At 35.9% G+C, this 18,637-nt stretch carries 17 protein-coding genes; 8 read left to right on the top strand and 9 right to left on the bottom strand.

Annotated elements, in window-relative coordinates:
* Positions 1 to 71: 71 nt before the first annotated feature.
* Both HDE68_RS04180 and HDE68_RS04185 read left to right on the top strand, forming a co-directional pair.
* Entirely contained in the window at positions 72 to 638 is a 567-nt protein-coding gene (locus HDE68_RS04180; RefSeq protein ID WP_183879209.1) for a helix-turn-helix domain-containing protein, read from the top strand.
* A gap of 2 nt (positions 639 to 640) precedes the next feature.
* Positions 641 to 1,837 (top strand): site-specific integrase, encoded by a 1,197-nt coding sequence (locus HDE68_RS04185; RefSeq protein ID WP_183879211.1) that lies wholly within the window; start codon positions 641 to 643, stop codon positions 1,835 to 1,837.
* A 105-nt stretch (positions 1,838 to 1,942) separates the two neighbouring features.
* Here HDE68_RS04185 and HDE68_RS04190 read toward each other — a convergent pair whose 3' ends face one another.
* Entirely contained in the window at positions 1,943 to 2,245 is a 303-nt protein-coding gene (locus HDE68_RS04190; RefSeq protein WP_183879213.1) for a helix-turn-helix domain-containing protein, read from the bottom strand.
* Between the two features lie 290 nt (positions 2,246 to 2,535).
* Here HDE68_RS04190 and HDE68_RS04195 point away from each other — a divergent pair, with 290 nt between their 5' ends.
* On the top strand, positions 2,536 to 2,715 hold the full coding sequence (locus tag HDE68_RS04195; RefSeq protein ID WP_183879215.1) for a hypothetical protein: 180 nt from the start codon (positions 2,536 to 2,538) through the stop codon (positions 2,713 to 2,715).
* Between the two features lie 217 nt (positions 2,716 to 2,932).
* Here the strand turns inward: HDE68_RS04195 and HDE68_RS04200 are convergent, their stop codons facing one another.
* Positions 2,933 to 4,471 (bottom strand): glycoside hydrolase family 130 protein, encoded by a 1,539-nt coding sequence (locus HDE68_RS04200; RefSeq protein WP_183879217.1) that lies wholly within the window; start codon positions 4,469 to 4,471, stop codon positions 2,933 to 2,935.
* A gap of 255 nt (positions 4,472 to 4,726) precedes the next feature.
* On the opposite strand from HDE68_RS04200, the gene HDE68_RS04205 reads away from it, so the two are divergent.
* Complete coding sequence (locus HDE68_RS04205; RefSeq protein ID WP_183879218.1) at positions 4,727 to 5,101, top strand: response regulator transcription factor; 375 nt, start codon at positions 4,727 to 4,729, stop codon at positions 5,099 to 5,101.
* Between the two features lie 31 nt (positions 5,102 to 5,132).
* On the top strand, positions 5,133 to 5,888 hold the full coding sequence (locus HDE68_RS04210; protein ID WP_183879220.1) for a DUF4184 family protein: 756 nt from the start codon (positions 5,133 to 5,135) through the stop codon (positions 5,886 to 5,888).
* Here HDE68_RS04210 and HDE68_RS04215 read toward each other — a convergent pair.
* On the bottom strand, positions 5,869 to 6,204 hold the full coding sequence (locus HDE68_RS04215) for an STAS domain-containing protein (protein WP_183879222.1): 336 nt from the start codon (positions 6,202 to 6,204) through the stop codon (positions 5,869 to 5,871). The genes HDE68_RS04210 and HDE68_RS04215 overlap by 20 nt on opposite strands.
* Before the next feature lie 27 nt (positions 6,205 to 6,231).
* On the opposite strand from HDE68_RS04215, the gene HDE68_RS04220 reads away from it, so the two are divergent.
* Complete coding sequence (locus HDE68_RS04220) at positions 6,232 to 7,851, top strand: cellulose synthase subunit BcsC-related outer membrane protein (protein ID WP_183879224.1); 1,620 nt, start codon at positions 6,232 to 6,234, stop codon at positions 7,849 to 7,851.
* A 1-nt stretch (position 7,852) separates the two neighbouring features.
* Here HDE68_RS04220 and HDE68_RS04225 read toward each other — a convergent pair whose 3' ends face one another.
* From HDE68_RS04225 to HDE68_RS04250, 6 genes are all read right to left on the bottom strand, one after another.
* Positions 7,853 to 8,341, bottom strand: coding sequence for a GtrA family protein (locus HDE68_RS04225; protein ID WP_183879226.1), 489 nt, complete (start codon positions 8,339 to 8,341; stop codon positions 7,853 to 7,855).
* 1 nt (position 8,342) lies between these two features.
* The gene (locus HDE68_RS04230; RefSeq protein WP_183879228.1) at positions 8,343 to 9,524 is read right to left on the bottom strand and encodes a glycosyltransferase; all 1,182 of its coding nucleotides are present in this window, start codon (positions 9,522 to 9,524) and stop codon (positions 8,343 to 8,345) included.
* 18 nt (positions 9,525 to 9,542) lie between these two features.
* Complete coding sequence (locus tag HDE68_RS04235) at positions 9,543 to 10,079, bottom strand: hypothetical protein (RefSeq protein ID WP_183879230.1); 537 nt, start codon at positions 10,077 to 10,079, stop codon at positions 9,543 to 9,545.
* Between the two features lies 1 nt (position 10,080).
* Positions 10,081 to 10,767, bottom strand: coding sequence for a hypothetical protein (locus HDE68_RS04240; protein ID WP_183879232.1), 687 nt, complete (start codon positions 10,765 to 10,767; stop codon positions 10,081 to 10,083).
* A 125-nt stretch (positions 10,768 to 10,892) separates the two neighbouring features.
* Positions 10,893 to 13,916 carry a hypothetical protein gene (locus HDE68_RS04245; RefSeq protein WP_183879234.1) on the bottom strand — a complete coding sequence of 1,008 codons (3,024 nt, stop codon included), beginning with the start codon at positions 13,914 to 13,916 and terminating at the stop codon, positions 10,893 to 10,895.
* 52 nt (positions 13,917 to 13,968) lie between these two features.
* Positions 13,969 to 14,724: a glycosyltransferase gene (locus HDE68_RS04250; RefSeq protein ID WP_183879236.1), complete on the bottom strand. Its 756-nt coding sequence runs from the start codon at positions 14,722 to 14,724 to the stop codon at positions 13,969 to 13,971.
* 259 nt (positions 14,725 to 14,983) lie between these two features.
* Between HDE68_RS04250 and HDE68_RS04255 the strand changes: the two genes are divergently transcribed.
* Together HDE68_RS04255 and HDE68_RS04260 are read left to right on the top strand one after the other, a co-directional pair.
* The gene (locus HDE68_RS04255; RefSeq protein ID WP_183879238.1) at positions 14,984 to 16,126 is read left to right on the top strand and encodes an FIST signal transduction protein; all 1,143 of its coding nucleotides are present in this window, start codon (positions 14,984 to 14,986) and stop codon (positions 16,124 to 16,126) included.
* Entirely contained in the window at positions 16,113 to 18,368 is a 2,256-nt protein-coding gene (locus tag HDE68_RS04260; protein WP_183879240.1) for a response regulator, read from the top strand. The genes HDE68_RS04255 and HDE68_RS04260 overlap by 14 nt, the downstream gene beginning before the upstream one ends.
* The last annotated feature ends 269 nt before the right edge of the window (positions 18,369 to 18,637 follow it).

Raw genomic sequence — 18,637 nt, forward strand, 5'->3', positions numbered from 1 at the left:
GATAACTACCGATGATTTAAGCAGTAAAAAGGTGCCTACAGGGATAATGAAAAGGAACAAAAAACAAGGCAATGAGTTCAAACATCAACATCCAAAGAATCTGTGAACACTGCGGAAAACCGTTTCGGGCAAAAACTACCGTAACGAGGTTCTGTGGCACAATATGTAATGGCAGACATGCCAAACAAAAGATCCGTGATTTAAAGATCAAAGTATCTGACAAGGAGGTTAAAGAGAATATAACCTCAGTTATAAACCATCCGGTCTTAATGGAATTCTTAACCATTAAACAAGCTGCACAACTCTTAGGATTATGTACCAAAACCTTGTATAACATCCTCCAAAGCGGTAAAATCAAAGCCGTGAGACTCAGTACCAGAAAAACCATCATTAAAAGAACAGAAATTGACAAAGTATTTGAACAATCAGAGTTTGAAGCCCCGATAAGAGAAAAACCCAAAAAGAACCCTCATCCAAGATATTGCTATACTATGGCACAGGCACAAGATCAATTCAATTGCTCTGAAAAGGCTCTGTACGATCTTATTAAAAGAAATAACCTATCCAAATTTCAAGATGGCTGGTATACTTATGTCCTGAAATCCGACCTCCACAGCATTTTTAACCAAAACCGTTAGTTATGTCTAAAGTCACTCTACGCAAAAAAATCATTACTAAAAACAGACACAGCCTGGTTTTAGACTATTACCCGCCTCTGAAGAACCCAATTAACGGAAATCCAAAACGTTTTGAGGCTCTCAAACTTTACGTCTTTGATAGCCCTGCCGATCAATGGGAACGGGAACACAATAGGGAAACTATGATCCTTGCTCGTACTATATGCAGTCAAAGGCAGCTTGACGTACAAAACCGCAAATACGGTTTTCTTTCCGACGCTATGAGAAACTCAGGTTTTATTGATTTCTTTAAAGCAGAAGCCCATAAAAAACAAAAATCAAACTCCGATCATTGGGCAATGGGTTTAAGGTACTTTATCGCCTTTGCTGGTCATGATCTTAAGTTTCCAGAAGTCAATGATTTTTTATGTGAGGACTTTAAAAACTATTTGCTCAGTGGGCCAGGGATAAGCAGGTGGGGAAGACCCATCCAAAGAAATTCTGCTGTTAGTTACTATGCCAAGTTTAGGGCAGTTCTCCGTATCGCTTATAAAAAAGGATACATCAGTCAGGATCTTCATGCTCTTGTCAAACCGATCAGCCCCAAAGAAACTCATCGTGAACGCCTGACCTTGGAAGAATTGCAATTGCTTTTCGAAACACCATCAAGTTCACCTTTGATGAAAAGAGCATCGCTCTTTTCAGGACTTACCGGACTGCGCTTTTCAGATGTTCAAAGCCTGAAATGGTCAGAAGTCAGGGGCAAGCCAGGTGAGTATCATTTGCAGTTCTCTCAAGAAAAGACAGAAAGCGCAGAAGTTTTGCCAATCTCCGATCAAGCAGTAGCTTTTATGGGTGAACAAGGAGAGCCTGATGAATTGGTTTTTTTAGGCTTAAAATACTCCAAATTACGAACCTTTTTCATGCACTGTCTTAGAGATGCCGGAATTAAAAAGAACATCACCTTCCACAGTTTCCGTCATACCTTCGCTACCATTCAGTTGGAACTAGGAACAGACATTTATACCGTTTCCAAAATGCTTGGTCATAAAGCGTTTAAGAATACTGAAATCTATGCGAAGATCGTCGATAAGACCAAAAGGATTGCGGCAGATAGAATCAACCTTAAAACACCTGATTTCATCAAAGAGGAAATGACTACCCCAGTGAAATTTCAGTTTATTGTACATCGGAACAAAGAATATATTACAAATGAGTAATGGTTTAAACAAAATTCCTTCGTTTATCCATCACTTTAATGCGTTCCTCAGCTTCCTTCCGAATTTCGATTACAGTTTTCTTTCTGGAAGCAGCAACCCATTTTTTTAGTTCATTTTTATTGAAATATAATCTTCTACCATATTGAATTGCCGGCAGCAATCCCGTAAAGATAACCCTTTATTAGTATAAGCCTCAACTACAATTCTCTTGAACTCAATTGCATAACAACGATGGCTTTTTGGCAATAAACCTAATGCGCCGGATGACTGATGATGGTCAACCCATGTCCTGATTAAAGAAGTGGATAGCTTCCACTTTGATGATAAAGCTCTAGCTGAAGTCCCCCTTAACTTCTCCTTTACGATTTTTAGCCTAAAATCAGCTGTGTGAATTCTGTTTTTTCTCATAAAAATACCCCCAAATAGTGTCTAACTTTTTGGGGGCAGTGCAGTTTAGAGGGCTTTTTCGTTTATTTCATATCAAGTCATATATCAAAGAAAAGCAGAATATTTCGGGGTTTTTATACCCTTTCTACACCCTGGTTTTGGTATTATTGTCCTACTAGAATACAGTGAGTTAAAAGAATGAAAAGTACACATGTTTTTTGTCTTACTATTAATTAATGGTTTAATGTCTTGTTTATCGTTTTCCGAAAAGTAAATTGGGGGTAAATACTTTTCTCAAAGTGAGAACAACTATGATTAATTTAAATGATATTATTGAAGTCGGACATACAGATGATGGTAAATTTGATATACAACGTCTCTCTAATTGGTCTGCCGCTAAGAAGGATGACTCTCAACGCCCCAGTAAAAATAGAAGAGCTGGTTTTTGGATTAACTATGGACCTGGTAGAATTGACCTAGCCACATTTTAAAAAAGGATTATGCATTTAGAATATTGGAACCAATGTGCAGTTCTAGCCAGTTAAAACTAAAGAATCGGGAGTTAAGGTCAGTCAGGAAGGTCAGAGGTCAGTCACAAGCAAGCTTACATGATCTCCCCTAAATATATGAACTCCTTATCGTGGGATAACGATTAAAATATGTAAAAAGTGTTATGATTATATTTATGATAAGGGTCGTTAATTCTGGCTACGTGTTTACAAAAGCTATTGAAGTAGTGTAAGTCTGATTTTCCAGGTTAGAGGTTGAACTTTCACTGATAGAATCGGAAGAATTATGAAGTTTTTCAAGTAAAAGATCAACGTTAACTGAGGCAAAGGAGGCACAATAGTCTGACAACCCATATGGAATAATTAGTTCTCCATTATGAATAATTGATCCACAGGAATACAATACATTGGGTACATAACCTTCACGTTCATCATTATTAGGCATAACTAAAGGTTCAGGAAGCCTACCAATTACTTTAGAAGGGTCATCAAGATCTAATAGAGTTGCACCAATACAGTATTTTCGCATGGGACCAACACCATGAGTAAGTATTAGCCATCCGGCCTTAGTTTCTATTGGAGATCCACAATTACCAATCTGACAAAATTCCCACGGAAATTTTGGTTGTTGTATCATTACAGGATGATCCCACACTGTAAGTCTATCAGAATACATCAAGTAATTATTCCAACCATCTATTCTGGACAACATGGCATATTTGCCATTTATTTTGCGGGGGAAGAGTGCAAGGTTTTTATTTTGAGCACCACTTCCGTGCAATGGACTCACTTTAAAGTCATAGAAATCAACGGTCTGTAATAATTTCGGCAAGATCATCCGCCCGTCAAAGGCAGTATAAGTAGCATAATACATTATTGAACCATCATCTTTAACGAAACGAACAAAACGAGCATCTTCAATTCCTTTACGTTCAAACTCTGAAATTGGATAAATTACCCGATCCGATATGTCCGTATCTTTGGAAAAATAGAATTCATGGTAAGTGTCTGAAAGCCATATGACTTTGTCATACTCTATTTTTAGTGAATCATCTTGTTCTTGTTCCTTGAATTCTAATACTGTTTTTGTTAGAGCTTCATAATCAAATTTTTCATCTAAATGCGAACCAACTCTATTTAGAATAGTTAAATCAATAAGTGCGTCTGAAGCTTTTTTTAAAAACAGTTTCTTATTATAAATGGTATTTCGGGCAACTTCTGCTTCTACGATATAATTTCCAGAGGGATCGACAATTATATTGCCAGCATCATCTATTAATGCTCTTCTAAATACAACGGATGAAATATGACCTTCGCCTACCGCCCTAAAACTAATAATTAGTCTTTTGTGCCCCTCAACTAAGTTAGTTTGATCTGGATCTTCCACAACCGACGGGTTAAAAAAAGCAGCGGATTCAATAGAGTATTCATGTGTAAAATAGGATCCTATTAACAACTCTTGGTAGTCATTTAATGAATCATAGTTTATTCCAGCTAGTTCAATACAGTGCTTTACTTTTTTGCAGTGCCGTTTTAAAATTTTAGTTATATTTCTATGTCTTTTGGAATATTCTTGTAAAATGGGGGAGATAATATCAAAAACTTGTTGGTGAGATAGGCTAATGACATTTTTTATTACCTCTTTGGCTCTTTCATCTCCATTAAAAAAAAAGCGAGCAATTACACGTTTTGGGTCCGGATACAGTTTTACAGGTTTCCTTTCTACAGATATTCTCATAATGAGCGATTTAGATGAATATTGTTCTGTATTCAATTTAGATAATTAAGTTGATAATATAAAATGAATTAATAAATAATTCTATTTATGGTTTGTTGTTAATTTTAATTATATTCAACATAATCTTTAGTCGTTTAAGATAAATGTGTCGAACTTTTTTAAGTTTTATTTAATCTTTTCTTTTAGAGAAACTCATGAATACTTATTTGTATATTTGGTTTAAACGCTCATTTCTCATTCCTAATTAATATCCTTATGAACGCTGCATTTGATAAAAAAATTTTTATTGTTGACGATGATCCTTTTTTAACTGCTATGCTGGAGCAGATTTTAATGGAAATTGGTTTTACAAATCTAGATCTGTTTGCCGATGGAAAATCTTGCATTCAGAATATTCACCAAAAACCTGAAATTATATTTTTGGATTATCAGATGGAAGAAATGAATGGATTGGATGTGTTGAAGAAAATAAAAGAAAATTCTCCTGAAACAGCAGTCATTTTTACTACTGCCCTGGAGGATTTGAGCATTGCTATGCAGTCTATTACACATGGTTCATGCGATTTCTTGCTAAAAAAGAATATCTCCAGAAAGGAAGTAGAATCAATTTTATCTGAAATTCTTAACTGAACAGGAATTTAGGATTCGAAAAATTATATCCATGCCATTTACGCTCGCCCATCCGGCCATTATCATGCCTTTATGTAGATATAAGACAAGATTTATTTCGGTCACAGGTCTTATTGTGGGAAGTATGGTGCCTGATTTCGAATTTTTTTTAAAGATGAAAACAGGTCCAAATATAGGTCACCACTTTTGGGGGATTTTTATTTTCGATTTACCTGTTGCTTTGATCATTTGCTTCGTATATCACAATCTTTTAAGAGATACCTTTTTTGCTCATTTGCCAAATTGGTTTCGAATACGGTTTAATAGATATGCAGAATTTAAATGGAATACTTACGCACTTTCTAATAAGCTGGTTTTAATAACTTCTATATTAGTCGGTATATTTAGTCATTTTATTTGGGATGCTTTTACTCATGATGATGGTTTTTTTGTTCAGCAACACCCTTTTTTTAACAATCAAATTTCTGTTAGTAATCATGACGTTCCTGTGTATCAGATGTTACAAGTGTTCTTTAGTTTTTGGGGATTATGGATAATGTGTCGTGTGATTGCTGATATGCCGCAGCATCCTCAAAATTTCGAAGATTTATATCAAAGCAATTTGAAATACTGGTTTTATATAAGTTTGGTGGGATTGCTAATCTTAACTATCAGATTAGTTTTATTACCAGAATATATAAGTTTTTGGGACGTATTTATGGCTTGTATGGGGAGTGGTATATACGCTTGGTGTCTTGTTTCCTTGTTTTATATAAAAACGCAGACAACTAAGAGTTTGGTAAAGTAGCCGTTGTAATAAATTTATCAAAACCGGTAGTTTCAGCCCACTTTTCGATGGCTGAATTGGCCTTGTAAACCAGTATCAATTGCTTGGATGCATTTGAAAGTTGATAGTGAGAATGGATAAGCTCATTAATTCCTGATAGATCAGTATCCAGAACATCTTTAGTGTCAATATAAACAATATCATAAGGAAGACCTACGCTTCTTATAACTTCCTGACGAAGATCGTTAAGGTTCTCTCCAGTAAGTGTACCAGAAATTGAGATACAATAGGAATCTAAAGGCTGATCCAAAATTTTGAAAGTGCTGCTGGAAATCATTTTTTTTGTTAAGATAATAAAAGAGTTATGAACAACAATAAGTTTTATGTAATATTTCTCTTGTTTTTTCTCCCCTGGGTAGGGAAAACACAGACACCATTAAGAACTGCGCCGCTTACAGCTGAGCAAAGAGAAGTTTTTATACAAAATGCTTTAAAGCTCAGGAAAGATGAAAATTTCACAGGGGCACTTATGCAGTTAGACAGTATTCTTCAGGGGCAGCCTAAAGATGCTGCCGCCCTTTTATTTAAAGGTGACCTCCTGCTGCAAAATAAATCTTTCTCTAAGGCAGTGACGACTTATCAGGCTTTATTATCTTTGAATTATGAACCGACGATTACCAGGATTAATCTCTCGTACGCTTTGTTTATGGCCCATCATCCGTCAAAGGCATTACATTATGCTAAAATAGCATGGGAGGGTGACAAAATTAATCCTAATGCTGTGGTGAATTATTTTAACGCGATGTTATGGAATATACAAACTAAACAAGCTTCAGATTTTTTACAAAAGCAAAACCAGCTTCTTAAGCCTGATCAGATCTTGGTACTTAAAGCGAGGCTTTACACCACTTCAGGTAACTACAAGAAGGGAATCCTCTATTATGATAGTCTAAATACCAAGTTTTTGAATAAATTCTATAGGAAGGAATATGCTGAAGTCCTTCTCGGTAAGAAGCAATTTAAGGCATCAATTGAACTTATGAAAAAAGACAGTACACTGTTTTCTCCAAATGAATATCATGAATTTATTCAGAAATATAAAGGAATAAGGCGTCAGGGAGTCGGAACAGAGTTTGCTTATTTTGAAGATATTGCCAAAAATGTAAGAATTGAAAATGCCATTTGGTGGCAACAGGGGGAAGGACATGTCTATACATTTGGGCTTAGGGCAGGGGTATCATCAATAACTTCATTTCCAAATCAGAAAACGAATGCTGAGTTTATACATCTAACCATTTCAGAACGCTGGAGTAAAGCCTGGACAGGTCTTTCTGATTTACACTTACAACGTATTCAGCCAGAAGGAACTAAGGGCTTTTATGGCTTAACCGGAAAGCAGACCATTCAATACCAACCAAATGATCGAAAAATGGTTGGATTATTTTATAGTTCAGATATTTTAAATTACACTGCTTCTTTGTTGGGACAAAATATCAGGAGTAGTAGTTTTGGATACGTTACCCACTTAATGTTAAATGGTAGGAATGGTTTCTATTCGCAGGGCACTATTGGTTTTTTATCAGATGACAATGTGAGTAATCAGTTTTTTGGGTCACTGTACCACCTTTTCCGAACTGAACCAACACTTAAAGCCGGCTTGAATTTTTCAGCTCTTCACTACAAGGATAATAGCATACAATACTACTTTTCTCCGAATCGATATTTGAGCTCAGAAGTTTTTGCAGACTATACGACACCTCTCCCTGCACTTTCCAAGTTTTATCTTCAGGTGCAAGCTGGAGCAGGTTTTCAAAAAATTGAAAAACTATCCTGGGAAAGTGCATTTCGATTTCAGCCGGAAATTGGGATGAGGCTAAACCATTTTGAAACGGCATTTAAATATCAGACCAGCAATGTAGCCTCGAGTACAGGTACAGGATATCGGTTTAACTGGTATACTTTACGATTAGCATGGCGATGGTAGCTCACTTGCTTGCATTTTTAAATGTAAAATGTTTTTGCAGAAAGTAGTTAAACGTAAGTACTATAGCTGTAGATATAAACTTTGCGACTGTTGGATCAAGATTTAAAAATATAATTAATCCTGTTAGAATAAGGTATTCACTCCCAAGTCCTTGAAGAACAACCAGGAAGTATTTTCCTAGTTTCTTTGCGGAATCATCCTTAAGTTTTTTAGCCTCCTCAAATGCAAAGGTTTTAGCAAGCCAAAACCCGGTTGGAACTGTTATCAGAAAGGCAAGTACTAAGCTTATCGTATAGGAAGCAATAGTAAATCCATCGATAACTAGGCCAGATTTGGGAATTATAAAAAGGTAAAACCAAGCATATAAAAGAATGTTTAAAAGTGTATTTATTGCTCCTACTGCCAGGTAGGCATAAACCATGTATGGCATGAATCTTCTAAAAAGAGGATAAAATAATCTTAAAAAATAATTGATAATTTGCTTTATCATGTCAGTTTAATTTAGCTGTCATTGATTTAATATGTGAGATATACCATTCAGCGAGCTCGTTCATTGGCAGACCCTTTGCTGCTGCATAATTCTGGTCTTCAATTCTTTGTCGTTCCTCAGGGTCATTCAATAGCTTTCCTACAGCGTCAGCCATACTTTGGGCATCATCGGTTATAAAGTAGGCTCCACCGTAGCCTTCTTCCTCAACTACACGTTCCAAATCATCAATTTTTGGGAGAATACAGGCCCTGGCATAACTACCAGCCTGATGAAGTATGCCTGAACTACCGGTGGTGGTGGTATATGGAAATATGATAAAAGTGCTGTCTTGGAATATCTTTGCTACCTCTTCTTCAGGTATATATCCATTAAAAATAACATTTTTCATCTCTTTGTATTTTTCTTTAACACCGTTAAGATATCCAGTAACATTGGGGTTATCTGAGCCCGCTACAGTAGCAATAAATTTATACTGTGGATATTTTTGTTCAAGTATTAAGGTGGCATCTAGCATGACTTCAACCTTTTTATAAGTTCCAAACTTGCCAAAGGCCATTAAATTAATAGAAGTCAGTGGCTCATTTAAATATACTCTTACTGGTAATTCAAAATTGCCGTGGGGAAGAAGAACTATGTTATTTACCTTATACTTTGTGCGAAGAATCTCTACATATTGCGATATGGTAACACCAACTACGTTTGCTTTGAGAATAAACTTAGTTAGCTGTTCTCCAATTCTAAGAAAAAGTTTGGTTTTCCACTTAGAATTAGCCATCCCGATGGTATCTAGTTTTACTGTTTCTGTAATGTTATGTAAGATTACAACAGATGGGATTTGCAGTATTTTACACATCCAGGGGGTAAGCAAACCTAATGCGGCTGGTATCTTATTCCCTCCAAATGTCATAAATTGGAGGTTTAGAATTACCGCGTCTGGCTTTATTTTTTTTAAAGCCTTGCGTATTTTCAAAAAGTTACTCCATCCGTCAAAGTTCCAGCAAGGTACAATTTCAATACCTTTCAATTCGTAACGGCTATATTCTTCGTCATTTTCCAGATGATTTGTTAGGACATAAATCTTTTCTATTTCCTTCTTTTCTGTAAAACTCTTGATAAGATGATAGCCATACTCATTTAGTGTAACCTGGCTAGGTGGATAGGGTGTAACAAATGCAAGTTTCATAAAGCGATGATTTAAGGGTTAAAACGGTTGAATATTTATAATACGTAGTGCATCAAGACGCCAATGATCGCCCTGGAACAGAAGGACAAATGCGATTGTTACTTTTTCGCGACGCTCTGGTTTTTCGTACTTAAGTATAATATTACTGTCAATTGCGGTGCAGACCAACTGATCGCTAGACCAGTTAAGTATGTTTAAATGGTGTATTGAATCCGTTCTGATATTTACTGTTGATTTTGGAGTTTGCCTGTTATTACAGATAAATTTAAACCAGTTTTCCGTATAATATTCTTTTCCTGCTTCAACATCATTTGTCTGATAAAGATGATTTAAATGAGCCCATAGGTTGTTGTAATCCTCTTTTAATTTTTTTAGGTTGAAGTTTGATGGCCGATACGTTGCTTTGATATTTATGTTAATTTTTGATTGGTGCAGGCGACTAATTTCATCTGTTTTCATAAAGACAGGCAATTCACCCTTCCTTTCCTGTAGGTCTCCTTTTAAAAAAAGAAAAAGCACAATAACGGCTACCATAAGTCCATATAGGATTCTCATATTATTGATTCAGGTTAATGATAGACGAATTGACGCGATTAATCTGTGCCATAAAAAGGTAATTTCGAGAATGTGAAATTGGAATAGAAACATTGGCAATTCCTCGCAAAGAGTAAGCCTGCATACTAAATGTACTTTTGGCATCCCAGCACAAGATCTTTATCATTGTACCATCTGCCAGGATATTCTGGTATTGGTCTGTAAGTGGGCCAATTTTAATTATATAATTATCTTTATTTCTCTCTTTCATTTTTATCGGGATGTATTCGCAGGTGCCTGATTGTACGTAATAGGTCGACAGTGCATCTTTATCTATAGCGTAATATGTCCCGGTTTTTGAATTTAAATGAAGTTGTTCTTCAAAGAAATAATTTTTGTTTACTAATAACAGATTACTATATTGATCCGTGCTATAGTTAATGCTTTGTTGATTGAGATTGGAGTCTGGATTTACAGTTTTTGGAGAGCGGTATATTTTTTTTAATTTGTCTAATGGTAGTCTGTTTTTAATAATAACTGGATAATCAAAATAAGTTTTGTTTTTAGAAAGTCGTATCCAGCCAGGTCCCTCAGTCAAGCCATTTATGAGTGGCAGATTAGCGATAATTTTTCCTTTTTCTTTTCTGGTTTTCAGTTCTATCGGCTGAATAAAGGTTTGTAAGGTGATATTCCAGTCTGTATCTGTCAAAAAAACAAGGTTAAAATTTGGAACAAATAGAGTGTCATTTTGTTCAAGCCATTCGGGCTTATCCAGTGTAGTGCTTTTACAACCGTAAAAGAACAATAGTAAGGCTATATATAATGACAGGGTTCTCATTGCAAATAAAATTCTTCTGACATGAAACAATGCGGCAACACGACAATTCCTTTATTTTTTGTTGCCAATTCATCTTGTAGAATTGGCGGAATACTACGCTTTTGGCCGTTTATGAAAACAGATAAAGGAACTTGAGTTAAAGCGATAGCCCTATGCTGTATTTTTTGAACGTTATTTTGAAAAGTAGCTGACAAACCACTTCTTATAGCAGTCTTATGAATTAACAACTGACTTTGCCATATTTTTCCAGACTCGTCTTTTTCCGCGATAAGTATAGCAGGAATATTAATTGAAGTAGTTAATTCGTCATAGATCTTAGTTTCAATTTGGACTTTATCAGATGTAAGGAGCTTGACTGTATAGCTTGGTGCGCCTCCATGGATATAGCCTCTTTCACTTACATCAGTTTCTGCATATAGTTCAATAGATTGAACTTTAAGTGAATCCATTGCTTTGGTGTTATCTAAAGTGATATTAAAATAGGTACTGGATTTAGGAGATAAATTGTATTGAAATACAGTTTGAGGATAAAAGGTCTTTACCAACTCGTTTTGATAGCGAACCAGAACTTTAAGTGAAATATTGATCGGGATATCGTCGGCATTCAATATTTCTCCGGTAATAGAATTTTCCTTCCCATTTCTAATTAGATTCGTTTGGATAAACTGAGCAAATGGCTTTTTTATCCGGTCATCTTTAACAGTTGGAAAGCTACTGATTACCCGCTTTCCCATTTTTTTGAAAAGAACGTAATTGTAACTTCTCATTTGCTCAGCAGGGATCTGAATTTTAAATTTTGGAGGTATTATATACCATTTGCTATTCCTAAGAACAAGGTTCATAGAGTCAGTTTTTGATTCAAATCCTAGCGAAGTATTCCATCTCGTGAAAATGGAACAAAAGGCACTATCTTTGGTTGTCCTGATCGTTTTTACATGTATGCTATCGAGCTTGGCATAAGAGGGTAGAAGACCACCATCACTAACTGATTTTTCGAGTAAATACTGATCAAGGGGATATGTGGGAGAAGGCTCAAAAAAATGAAATGCATTTTCGAACCTTTGAAAATCGAGATTGTTATAATAGTTTAAAACTGCTGTTACAGGATCTTTTTGTTCTCTAACCAAAAGAAGCTCATAAATCTGTTTTATCATAAAACAGCTAAAAAAAACTACAGGTAATAACGAGGAGCTATAAATTATTAATTTAGGATAATAATCCTGATTTTTTAGAGCTGGGATGAGATAATCTTGCTCTTTGTATTTTTTTAGATAAAGGATCGTTAATAAGGAGGCTATAACCAGACTGCTCAAAGGAATTATACCCCACATATATTTTAGTAATCTGGAAAGTTTTTTTGGAGGGGTAGGTTGAATAGTAGAAACATTACCCCTTTCCCAGACCATAATCCCATTTTCTAATCTTATTGTTCTGCTCCAGCCTGTATAATATAATAAGGGATCATAATACCTGTCGTTACTAAAAACGTATTTTAAACTGTATTTTTCAGCTTCAGTGAGAAAATCGCTTAGTGACGCTAAACCGTAGTTTCCTGAAAATTTTGCGTTTTCTAACCTTTCTACCGGCCGAGTAGTGAGTTCTGGTAATCTACGTGCCGAATGATAATTCCCGTCTACAGACGCGGCAAGAGAGTTTGCGCTAAGCCAGGCCATTTGGTCACCGAATCCTAAAGTTAAAAACCTCCATCTGATATGATCATCCCTGTTCATGAAATTTACGATAGGCTCAATTTCAATTTCTTTTGGTTGGAGTGGCCGGAAACTAGACAGGTGGAAGATGAAAATAAGAAATAAAAAGTAAGAAATCCCTGTTAATCCAGACAATAGGAAATGGTTCTTTGAACTAAAGCGACTAATCCAGAAGGATCTGGCTCCACCTGAAATAAAGGAATAGATAAACTTAGCCATGAATGGTATGGCTATTATAGATGCCCAGAAGCCAAATCGATCCAATGTTAGAATATTGAACGCATTTGCGCCGAGAATCATTTTAGGAAGTGGTGTTGTGCCCCCGCTTCCTAATAGTAAACACAAAAGAAAGGAAACGGTCCAGCCCAAAAAACGTCTTTGCTTAAATAAAGAATAGAGTGTAGAGGGAAGTAAGGCGAAAATTAGAGTAAGAGGAATAATATAAAAAACAATGCCCGAAGAAGGCTTTAAGAAGAAATTATCCCTGGAGCCGTGAGGTATGGAGACCTGGGTTATAGGATCCGTTTTGCTCCAGTACCAGTAGGGAAAGATTAATCCAACAGCAAGAGGGATCATCAAAGCGCCAAAAATAAAGAGTTTTTTGTACTTTTTTATTGCGGCAACTAAAATAGTGTACAAATATTTAAAGAGGTTTTTCTTTTCCTGACTCTCATTAAGTCCATCAGACAAGGCCATGAAGACTGTAGGGGCTACAAAAAATGCCACACCAAAAATGGCAGTTACATGATGAGAACTAATCACTACAGCAAAAAAGCTGAGCGCCATCACCAGATAGATAGTTTTTCCTTTACAAAGATATTGATATAGAAATGGCAGTGCGTTCAAAAGAAATGCAAGTCCTGTCAATGTTGGCATTTGACCAAAAACGTGTAAGGTTTCAACAATTGAGCTTAGCAACACTACTAATAAGGCTGCTATACCAGCAGTCGCTTTATCAAAAAATAACTTACTAAACCTATAGACGCCAACTATTAAGATTTGCAAGATGGTGATGGCGTAAATACAGAAAGATACTTTAAGTGGAAATATTTTGCTGATCAAGGCGATCATTTGGTGTACCAAAGGGGGGTAGCTTATGGTTAAAAAGCCAGTATACCATCTATATTCCCATGGCTCAAACCAAAATCTAGAATAATGATCTGCAAAAAAAATGTGAACGTAGGCGTCGTAGGTCTTGGGAAGAGTGAAGTAGATTATAACACCATGGGTAATTAGGGCCAGCGACATGGCCACGAGCAAGAATTTCTTCCCCAAATAATCCGTCCATATGTTGTTATTCGAAGTGTCCAACAGTATTTATTTTAATTATGAGATAAGGAACTGCAATGATAAATTTTGTTGGTTATTTTTTTTGATCTCCTTGCAGATGGTATTGATAGTATAATTTCATGAGTTGGATTGGGATTCTTATGGCGTGCTTCATCGTTAATCGTGAATCTCCTACTTCCGTCCAATTCATCAGTGGGAATTCTAATACCCCTTTTTGTAGAGTTGTTTTGCCGAATTTTTTTTGGAGACGAAGGAAAATTTCAACATCGAAAAGCCAAGGAGTCATGAAGGGAGCCTTAAAAAGGAACGGAACCAGATTACGCTGAAAAATTTTAGCACCGCATTGTGTGTCCTGAAAAGGGGTTTTCAGGATTACACGAATAAATTTTTTAACTAAACTGCTAAAAAGAGAACGGTTGTCATCCCTCACTATACTTGCCCCCAGTCTCTGAATCCGGCTTCCTACAATTGCACCAAATTGGGGGAGTTTTTCTTTATATCTGGCCATGTCAAGCCATTCTTCCGGTTTGGTAGCTAAGTCTGCATCCAAAAATCCAATAAGCTCTGATTTAAAGTTTTTATGTATATGAAGCATTCCTTGTCTAACCGCTTCCGATTTGCCTCCATTTTGCTTCAAATTGTAAACACATATGTTTTGAGGGCAGGCATATTGTATAGCTAGAAGTACTGAATACGTTTTATCTTTACTTCCATCGTTCACAAAGCAGAGCAAAACCTCGGGATGGTCTTGAGCAAAAGCAAGAAAATCTGCATAAGGGAACCTTTTTTCTTCATTGTAGCAAGGAACAATAATAGCGTAATTTTTCATGTTGTAAACGTTGTTTAACTTTAGGGTATGATGTTTTTCTCATCGTGATTTATAATGATCAGTCTTATATTTAATAGGAAGTTACCTGTTTAAACTGGGTTTCACAATATCATTTGGAATAAACTTCTTTTTAGAGAAAAATATTCTGTTTTTTCATTAAATTTATTTAGCCATTTATGGCGTTTGTCGAAAAACCTATATAATGGTCCACAAACCAGTATCTACCTTATTGTTACTTTAAGTAAAAACCTGATTAATTATGAATGTTTCACTTTATCAATATGAGGGCGGTCAGTGGAAATCGAATCCGCTAAATAAGCCTGTTGTTTTGTCTGATATTAAACTTGCATTGTGTTTCTCCGGAAAAGAAGTATTAAAGTCCGAAGGGATATACAAGAAAATAAAGGCTCGGTTTCCAAACGCAGAGATCGTGATGTGTAGTACCGCTGGTGAAATTTTTGGAAATACGGTAAATGAAAATTCTCTTTGTGTTGCGGCCTTCGAGTTTAATGAATGTTCAATTCAGACTGCATCTGTTCGTATTCAACATTTTTCCAACAGTTACGATGCGGCAATTAGTTTAATGGGTAAATTATCAAAAGAGAAACTGTTGTATGTTATGGTTTTTTCTGATGGAAGTTTGGTTAATGGCAGTGAGTTGGTTAAAGGGCTTAATGACGGAGTTGAACATCAATTGCTGATTACTGGTGGCCTTGCTGGTGATGGAGCCAATTTTATTTCTACTTTAGTTGGATTAAATGAGCAGCCTAAGGAGGGAGAGATTGTAGTAATCGGTTTTTATGGATCAAATCTATTAGTTACTCATGGTTCGCAAGGTGGTTGGGATACTTTTGGACTTGAAAAGGTGATCACAAGATCTGTATCGAATGTTTTGTTCGAGATTGATGGAGTTAACGCTTTAGATCTTTATAAAAAGTATCTAGGCCACGATGCTGAAAATCTGCCAGGCTCCTCGTTGTTGTTTCCGCTCTCAGTAACGATTCCAGGAATGGATAACCCGGTTGTAAGGACTATCCTCTCTATTGATGAACAAAATAAAAGCATGACCTTTGCTGGTGATGTTCCGGTAGGCTCAAAGGTTAAGTTCATGAAAGGGAACTTTGATAGGTTAACAGCTGCGGCAGCCACAGCGGCAATAATGACGCTAAAAGAAGGACAGAAAGCCCCCGACTTCTCGCTTTTAATCAGCTGTGTTGGGCGTAAGCTTATCCTAGGACCTAGGACGGAAGAAGAGCTGGAGGCCGTAAGTGAGGTATTCGGCAATCAAACCCCCTTGGCTGGATTCTATGCTTACGGGGAGATTTCGCCGTTTAATCATGGCGGCGGTTGTCAATTACACAATCAAACTATGACCATAACCTCATTTTATGAATTATCATAAACTACTTTTGAAGCAGGTTAACAAATATCTGCCCTTAGATTTGCAGGAATTTCCGGCCATTGAGAATTTTTTACAGGCAGTAAATGATTCATATCGTGCCTTTGAACGAGATAATGAACTCGCTGAAAGAGCTTTTAATATTAGTGAAGAAGAGTACGAAGAACTCAATAAAAAGCTTAAGTATGAACTGGATGTTAAGAAAATGTCCGTTAGTAAACTTAAAGATGCAGTTGGGATTTTTGAGAACGTTGAAGTAAAAAATAATAGCGATGATCTTTTAATTATTGCAGAACATTTGCATGAAGAGATCGCCAAAAGAAAGAATGCGGAACAGGCCTTAAAAATTAAGGAAGAAAAATATCGAGGAATTCTTGCTAACATGAATTTAGGATTAATGGAGGTGGACAACGATGAGGTTATACAATATGTGAATAAGAGTTTTTGTAAAATGAGCGGATATCAACCTGAAGAATTACTAGGAACTAAAGCTTCAGTAGTATTGGCGTTTCCTCAACATTCAAAAAATACGCTGAAAGAAAAAAACAAACTAAGAAGAAACGGAAAATCTGATACCTATGAAATTTTCGTTCATTCTAAAAAGGGGGAAGGCAGATGGTGGTTAATAAGCGGAGCGCCAAGATATAATGATCAAAATGATTTGGTTGGTTCAATAGGTATCCATCTTGATATTACCCAACAAAAGCAGCTAGAGTTAGATTTAATTCGTGCCAAAGAACAAGCAGAGGCTTCAACATTAGCTAAGGAAATGTTTCTTGCAAATATGAGCCACGAGATCCGTACTCCTATGAACGCAATTTTAGGTATGGCAAATCAGCTCAAAAAAACAAATTTAGCTTCAAACCAGCTTTTTTTTCTAAATACTATTAATTCTGCTGCTGATAGTTTGCTGATTATTATTAATGATATATTGGATCTTACTAAAATTGATTCAGGCAAATTAACACTAGAGAATATTGGTTTCGTTCCATTGGCAGTTGTTGACCGGGTTTTACAAGTCATGACCCATAAGGCAGAGGAAAAAGGAATTAAGCTAGTCAGTTCTTATATTGATAGTAATTTGGCTAAAATTCTTATTGGGGATCCTCATCGTATTAATCAGGTTTTACTTAATCTAGTCAGTAATGCAATTAAGTTTACCCAAAAAGGAACAGTAGATATTAATTTTATAGTAGTAGAAGATTCGCAGTTATGGCAAAGGATTAAAGTGACTGTTAGTGATACAGGTATTGGAATGGATGAAGCGTTTAAAATCCGTCTTTTCGATAAGTTCTCACAAGAGGATGATACGGTAACTAGAAAATATGGTGGGACTGGCCTTGGAATGAGCATAAGTAAAGAGTTGATAGGACTTATGGCCGGTGAAATAGAGGTGGAAAGCAAAAAAAATGTAGGTAGTTCAATCTCCTTCACTTTAAAGCTAGAGAAAGGGACTGAGGAGTCTTTACCTGATAAATCAGAAGATGAAATAGATGTTCGAGTTTTTTCAGGTCGAAAAGTTTTAGTTACGGATGATAATGAAATTAACAGGCTTTTAGCCTCTACTATACTTCAAGCCTATAATGTAAATTGTGAAGAAGCTATAAATGGGGTTGATGCAATAGAAAAATTACAACAACATAGTTATGATTTGGTACTTATGGATGTTCAAATGCCAATAATGGATGGAATGGAGGCTGTTAAGATTATAAGAAATAAGCTTTTAAACAAAACTCCTATTATTGCTTTGACGGCTTTGGCCTTAAAAGGGGACAATGAAAAGTGTTTAGACGCTGGTTTTAATGACTATCTTTCAAAACCTTTTGACGAGAGCCAACTCTTAAGAATTGTTGCTTCATGGTTGCCTAAAAAAGCACTAAAGGGGGAGGATGGTGATGTCCAAGAGAAGGTTAACTTGCCACTTTTTGATTTATCTCAATTACATGTTATTGCAAGAGGAAACCAGGGTTTTGTTGACAAAATGGTAAGGCTTTTTACAGAGCAAACTCCAACAGCTATCGGGGATATCAGGTCTGCCTATCATGATGGAGATTATCAAAAAATAAGTAAAGTTGCCCATCGCATTAAACCTTCAATTGATGCTATGGGTATAGTCAGTTTGAAAGATGAAATTTTGGAGATTGAATCTTCAGCTATCGAATATGGTAAGTCTAGCAAATTAGAAGGATTAATCGATCACCTGGACATTGTTATTGATAAGGTAGTTAAAGCACTCAATAAATAATATGTAAATTGTATCACCTGCTGAAAGTTCAGTTTGGGCTAACGCAGCGTTACTAAATATAATCGTCATTGAAAAAAAAATATGGATTATTAAAATTCACAATATCAGATTATGGACGGTGTGTTTGTTAAAGTTAAAAAATTAAAGGTTAAAAAAGATATGATGATTCGTTTTTAGTCCTTATATTCAATGTACCCTTAGAAAGTAAAAAGTTATCCTGGTGATCAGTTCCTGTATCCCTTAAACGAGCGATTATATCTTACAGGATC

Origin of the sequence: Pedobacter cryoconitis (assembly GCF_014200605.1) — a bacterium.
In the GTDB taxonomy this organism is placed as follows: Bacteria; Bacteroidota; Bacteroidia; order Sphingobacteriales; family Sphingobacteriaceae; genus Pedobacter; species Pedobacter cryoconitis_B.

Excerpts from the sequence above, each read along its gene's own strand:
- HDE68_RS04180 (WP_183879209.1), top strand. The coding sequence starts at position 72 with ATGAGTTCAAACATCAACATCCAAAGAATCTGTGAACACTGCGGAAAA.
- HDE68_RS04185 (WP_183879211.1), top strand. The coding sequence starts at position 641 with ATGTCTAAAGTCACTCTACGCAAAAAAATCATTACTAAAAACAGACAC.
- HDE68_RS04190 (WP_183879213.1), bottom strand. The coding sequence starts at position 2,245 with ATGAGAAAAAACAGAATTCACACAGCTGATTTTAGGCTAAAAATCGTA.
- HDE68_RS04195 (WP_183879215.1), top strand. The coding sequence starts at position 2,536 with ATGATTAATTTAAATGATATTATTGAAGTCGGACATACAGATGATGGT.
- HDE68_RS04200 (WP_183879217.1), bottom strand. The coding sequence starts at position 4,471 with ATGAGAATATCTGTAGAAAGGAAACCTGTAAAACTGTATCCGGACCCA.
- HDE68_RS04205 (WP_183879218.1), top strand. The coding sequence starts at position 4,727 with ATGAACGCTGCATTTGATAAAAAAATTTTTATTGTTGACGATGATCCT.
- HDE68_RS04210 (WP_183879220.1), top strand. The coding sequence starts at position 5,133 with ATGCCATTTACGCTCGCCCATCCGGCCATTATCATGCCTTTATGTAGA.
- HDE68_RS04215 (WP_183879222.1), bottom strand. The coding sequence starts at position 6,204 with ATGATTTCCAGCAGCACTTTCAAAATTTTGGATCAGCCTTTAGATTCC.
- HDE68_RS04220 (WP_183879224.1), top strand. The coding sequence starts at position 6,232 with ATGAACAACAATAAGTTTTATGTAATATTTCTCTTGTTTTTTCTCCCC.
- HDE68_RS04225 (WP_183879226.1), bottom strand. The coding sequence starts at position 8,341 with ATGATAAAGCAAATTATCAATTATTTTTTAAGATTATTTTATCCTCTT.
- HDE68_RS04230 (WP_183879228.1), bottom strand. The coding sequence starts at position 9,524 with ATGAAACTTGCATTTGTTACACCCTATCCACCTAGCCAGGTTACACTA.
- HDE68_RS04235 (WP_183879230.1), bottom strand. The coding sequence starts at position 10,079 with ATGAGAATCCTATATGGACTTATGGTAGCCGTTATTGTGCTTTTTCTT.
- HDE68_RS04250 (WP_183879236.1), bottom strand. The coding sequence starts at position 14,724 with ATGAAAAATTACGCTATTATTGTTCCTTGCTACAATGAAGAAAAAAGG.
- HDE68_RS04255 (WP_183879238.1), top strand. The coding sequence starts at position 14,984 with ATGAATGTTTCACTTTATCAATATGAGGGCGGTCAGTGGAAATCGAAT.
- HDE68_RS04260 (WP_183879240.1), top strand. The coding sequence starts at position 16,113 with ATGAATTATCATAAACTACTTTTGAAGCAGGTTAACAAATATCTGCCC.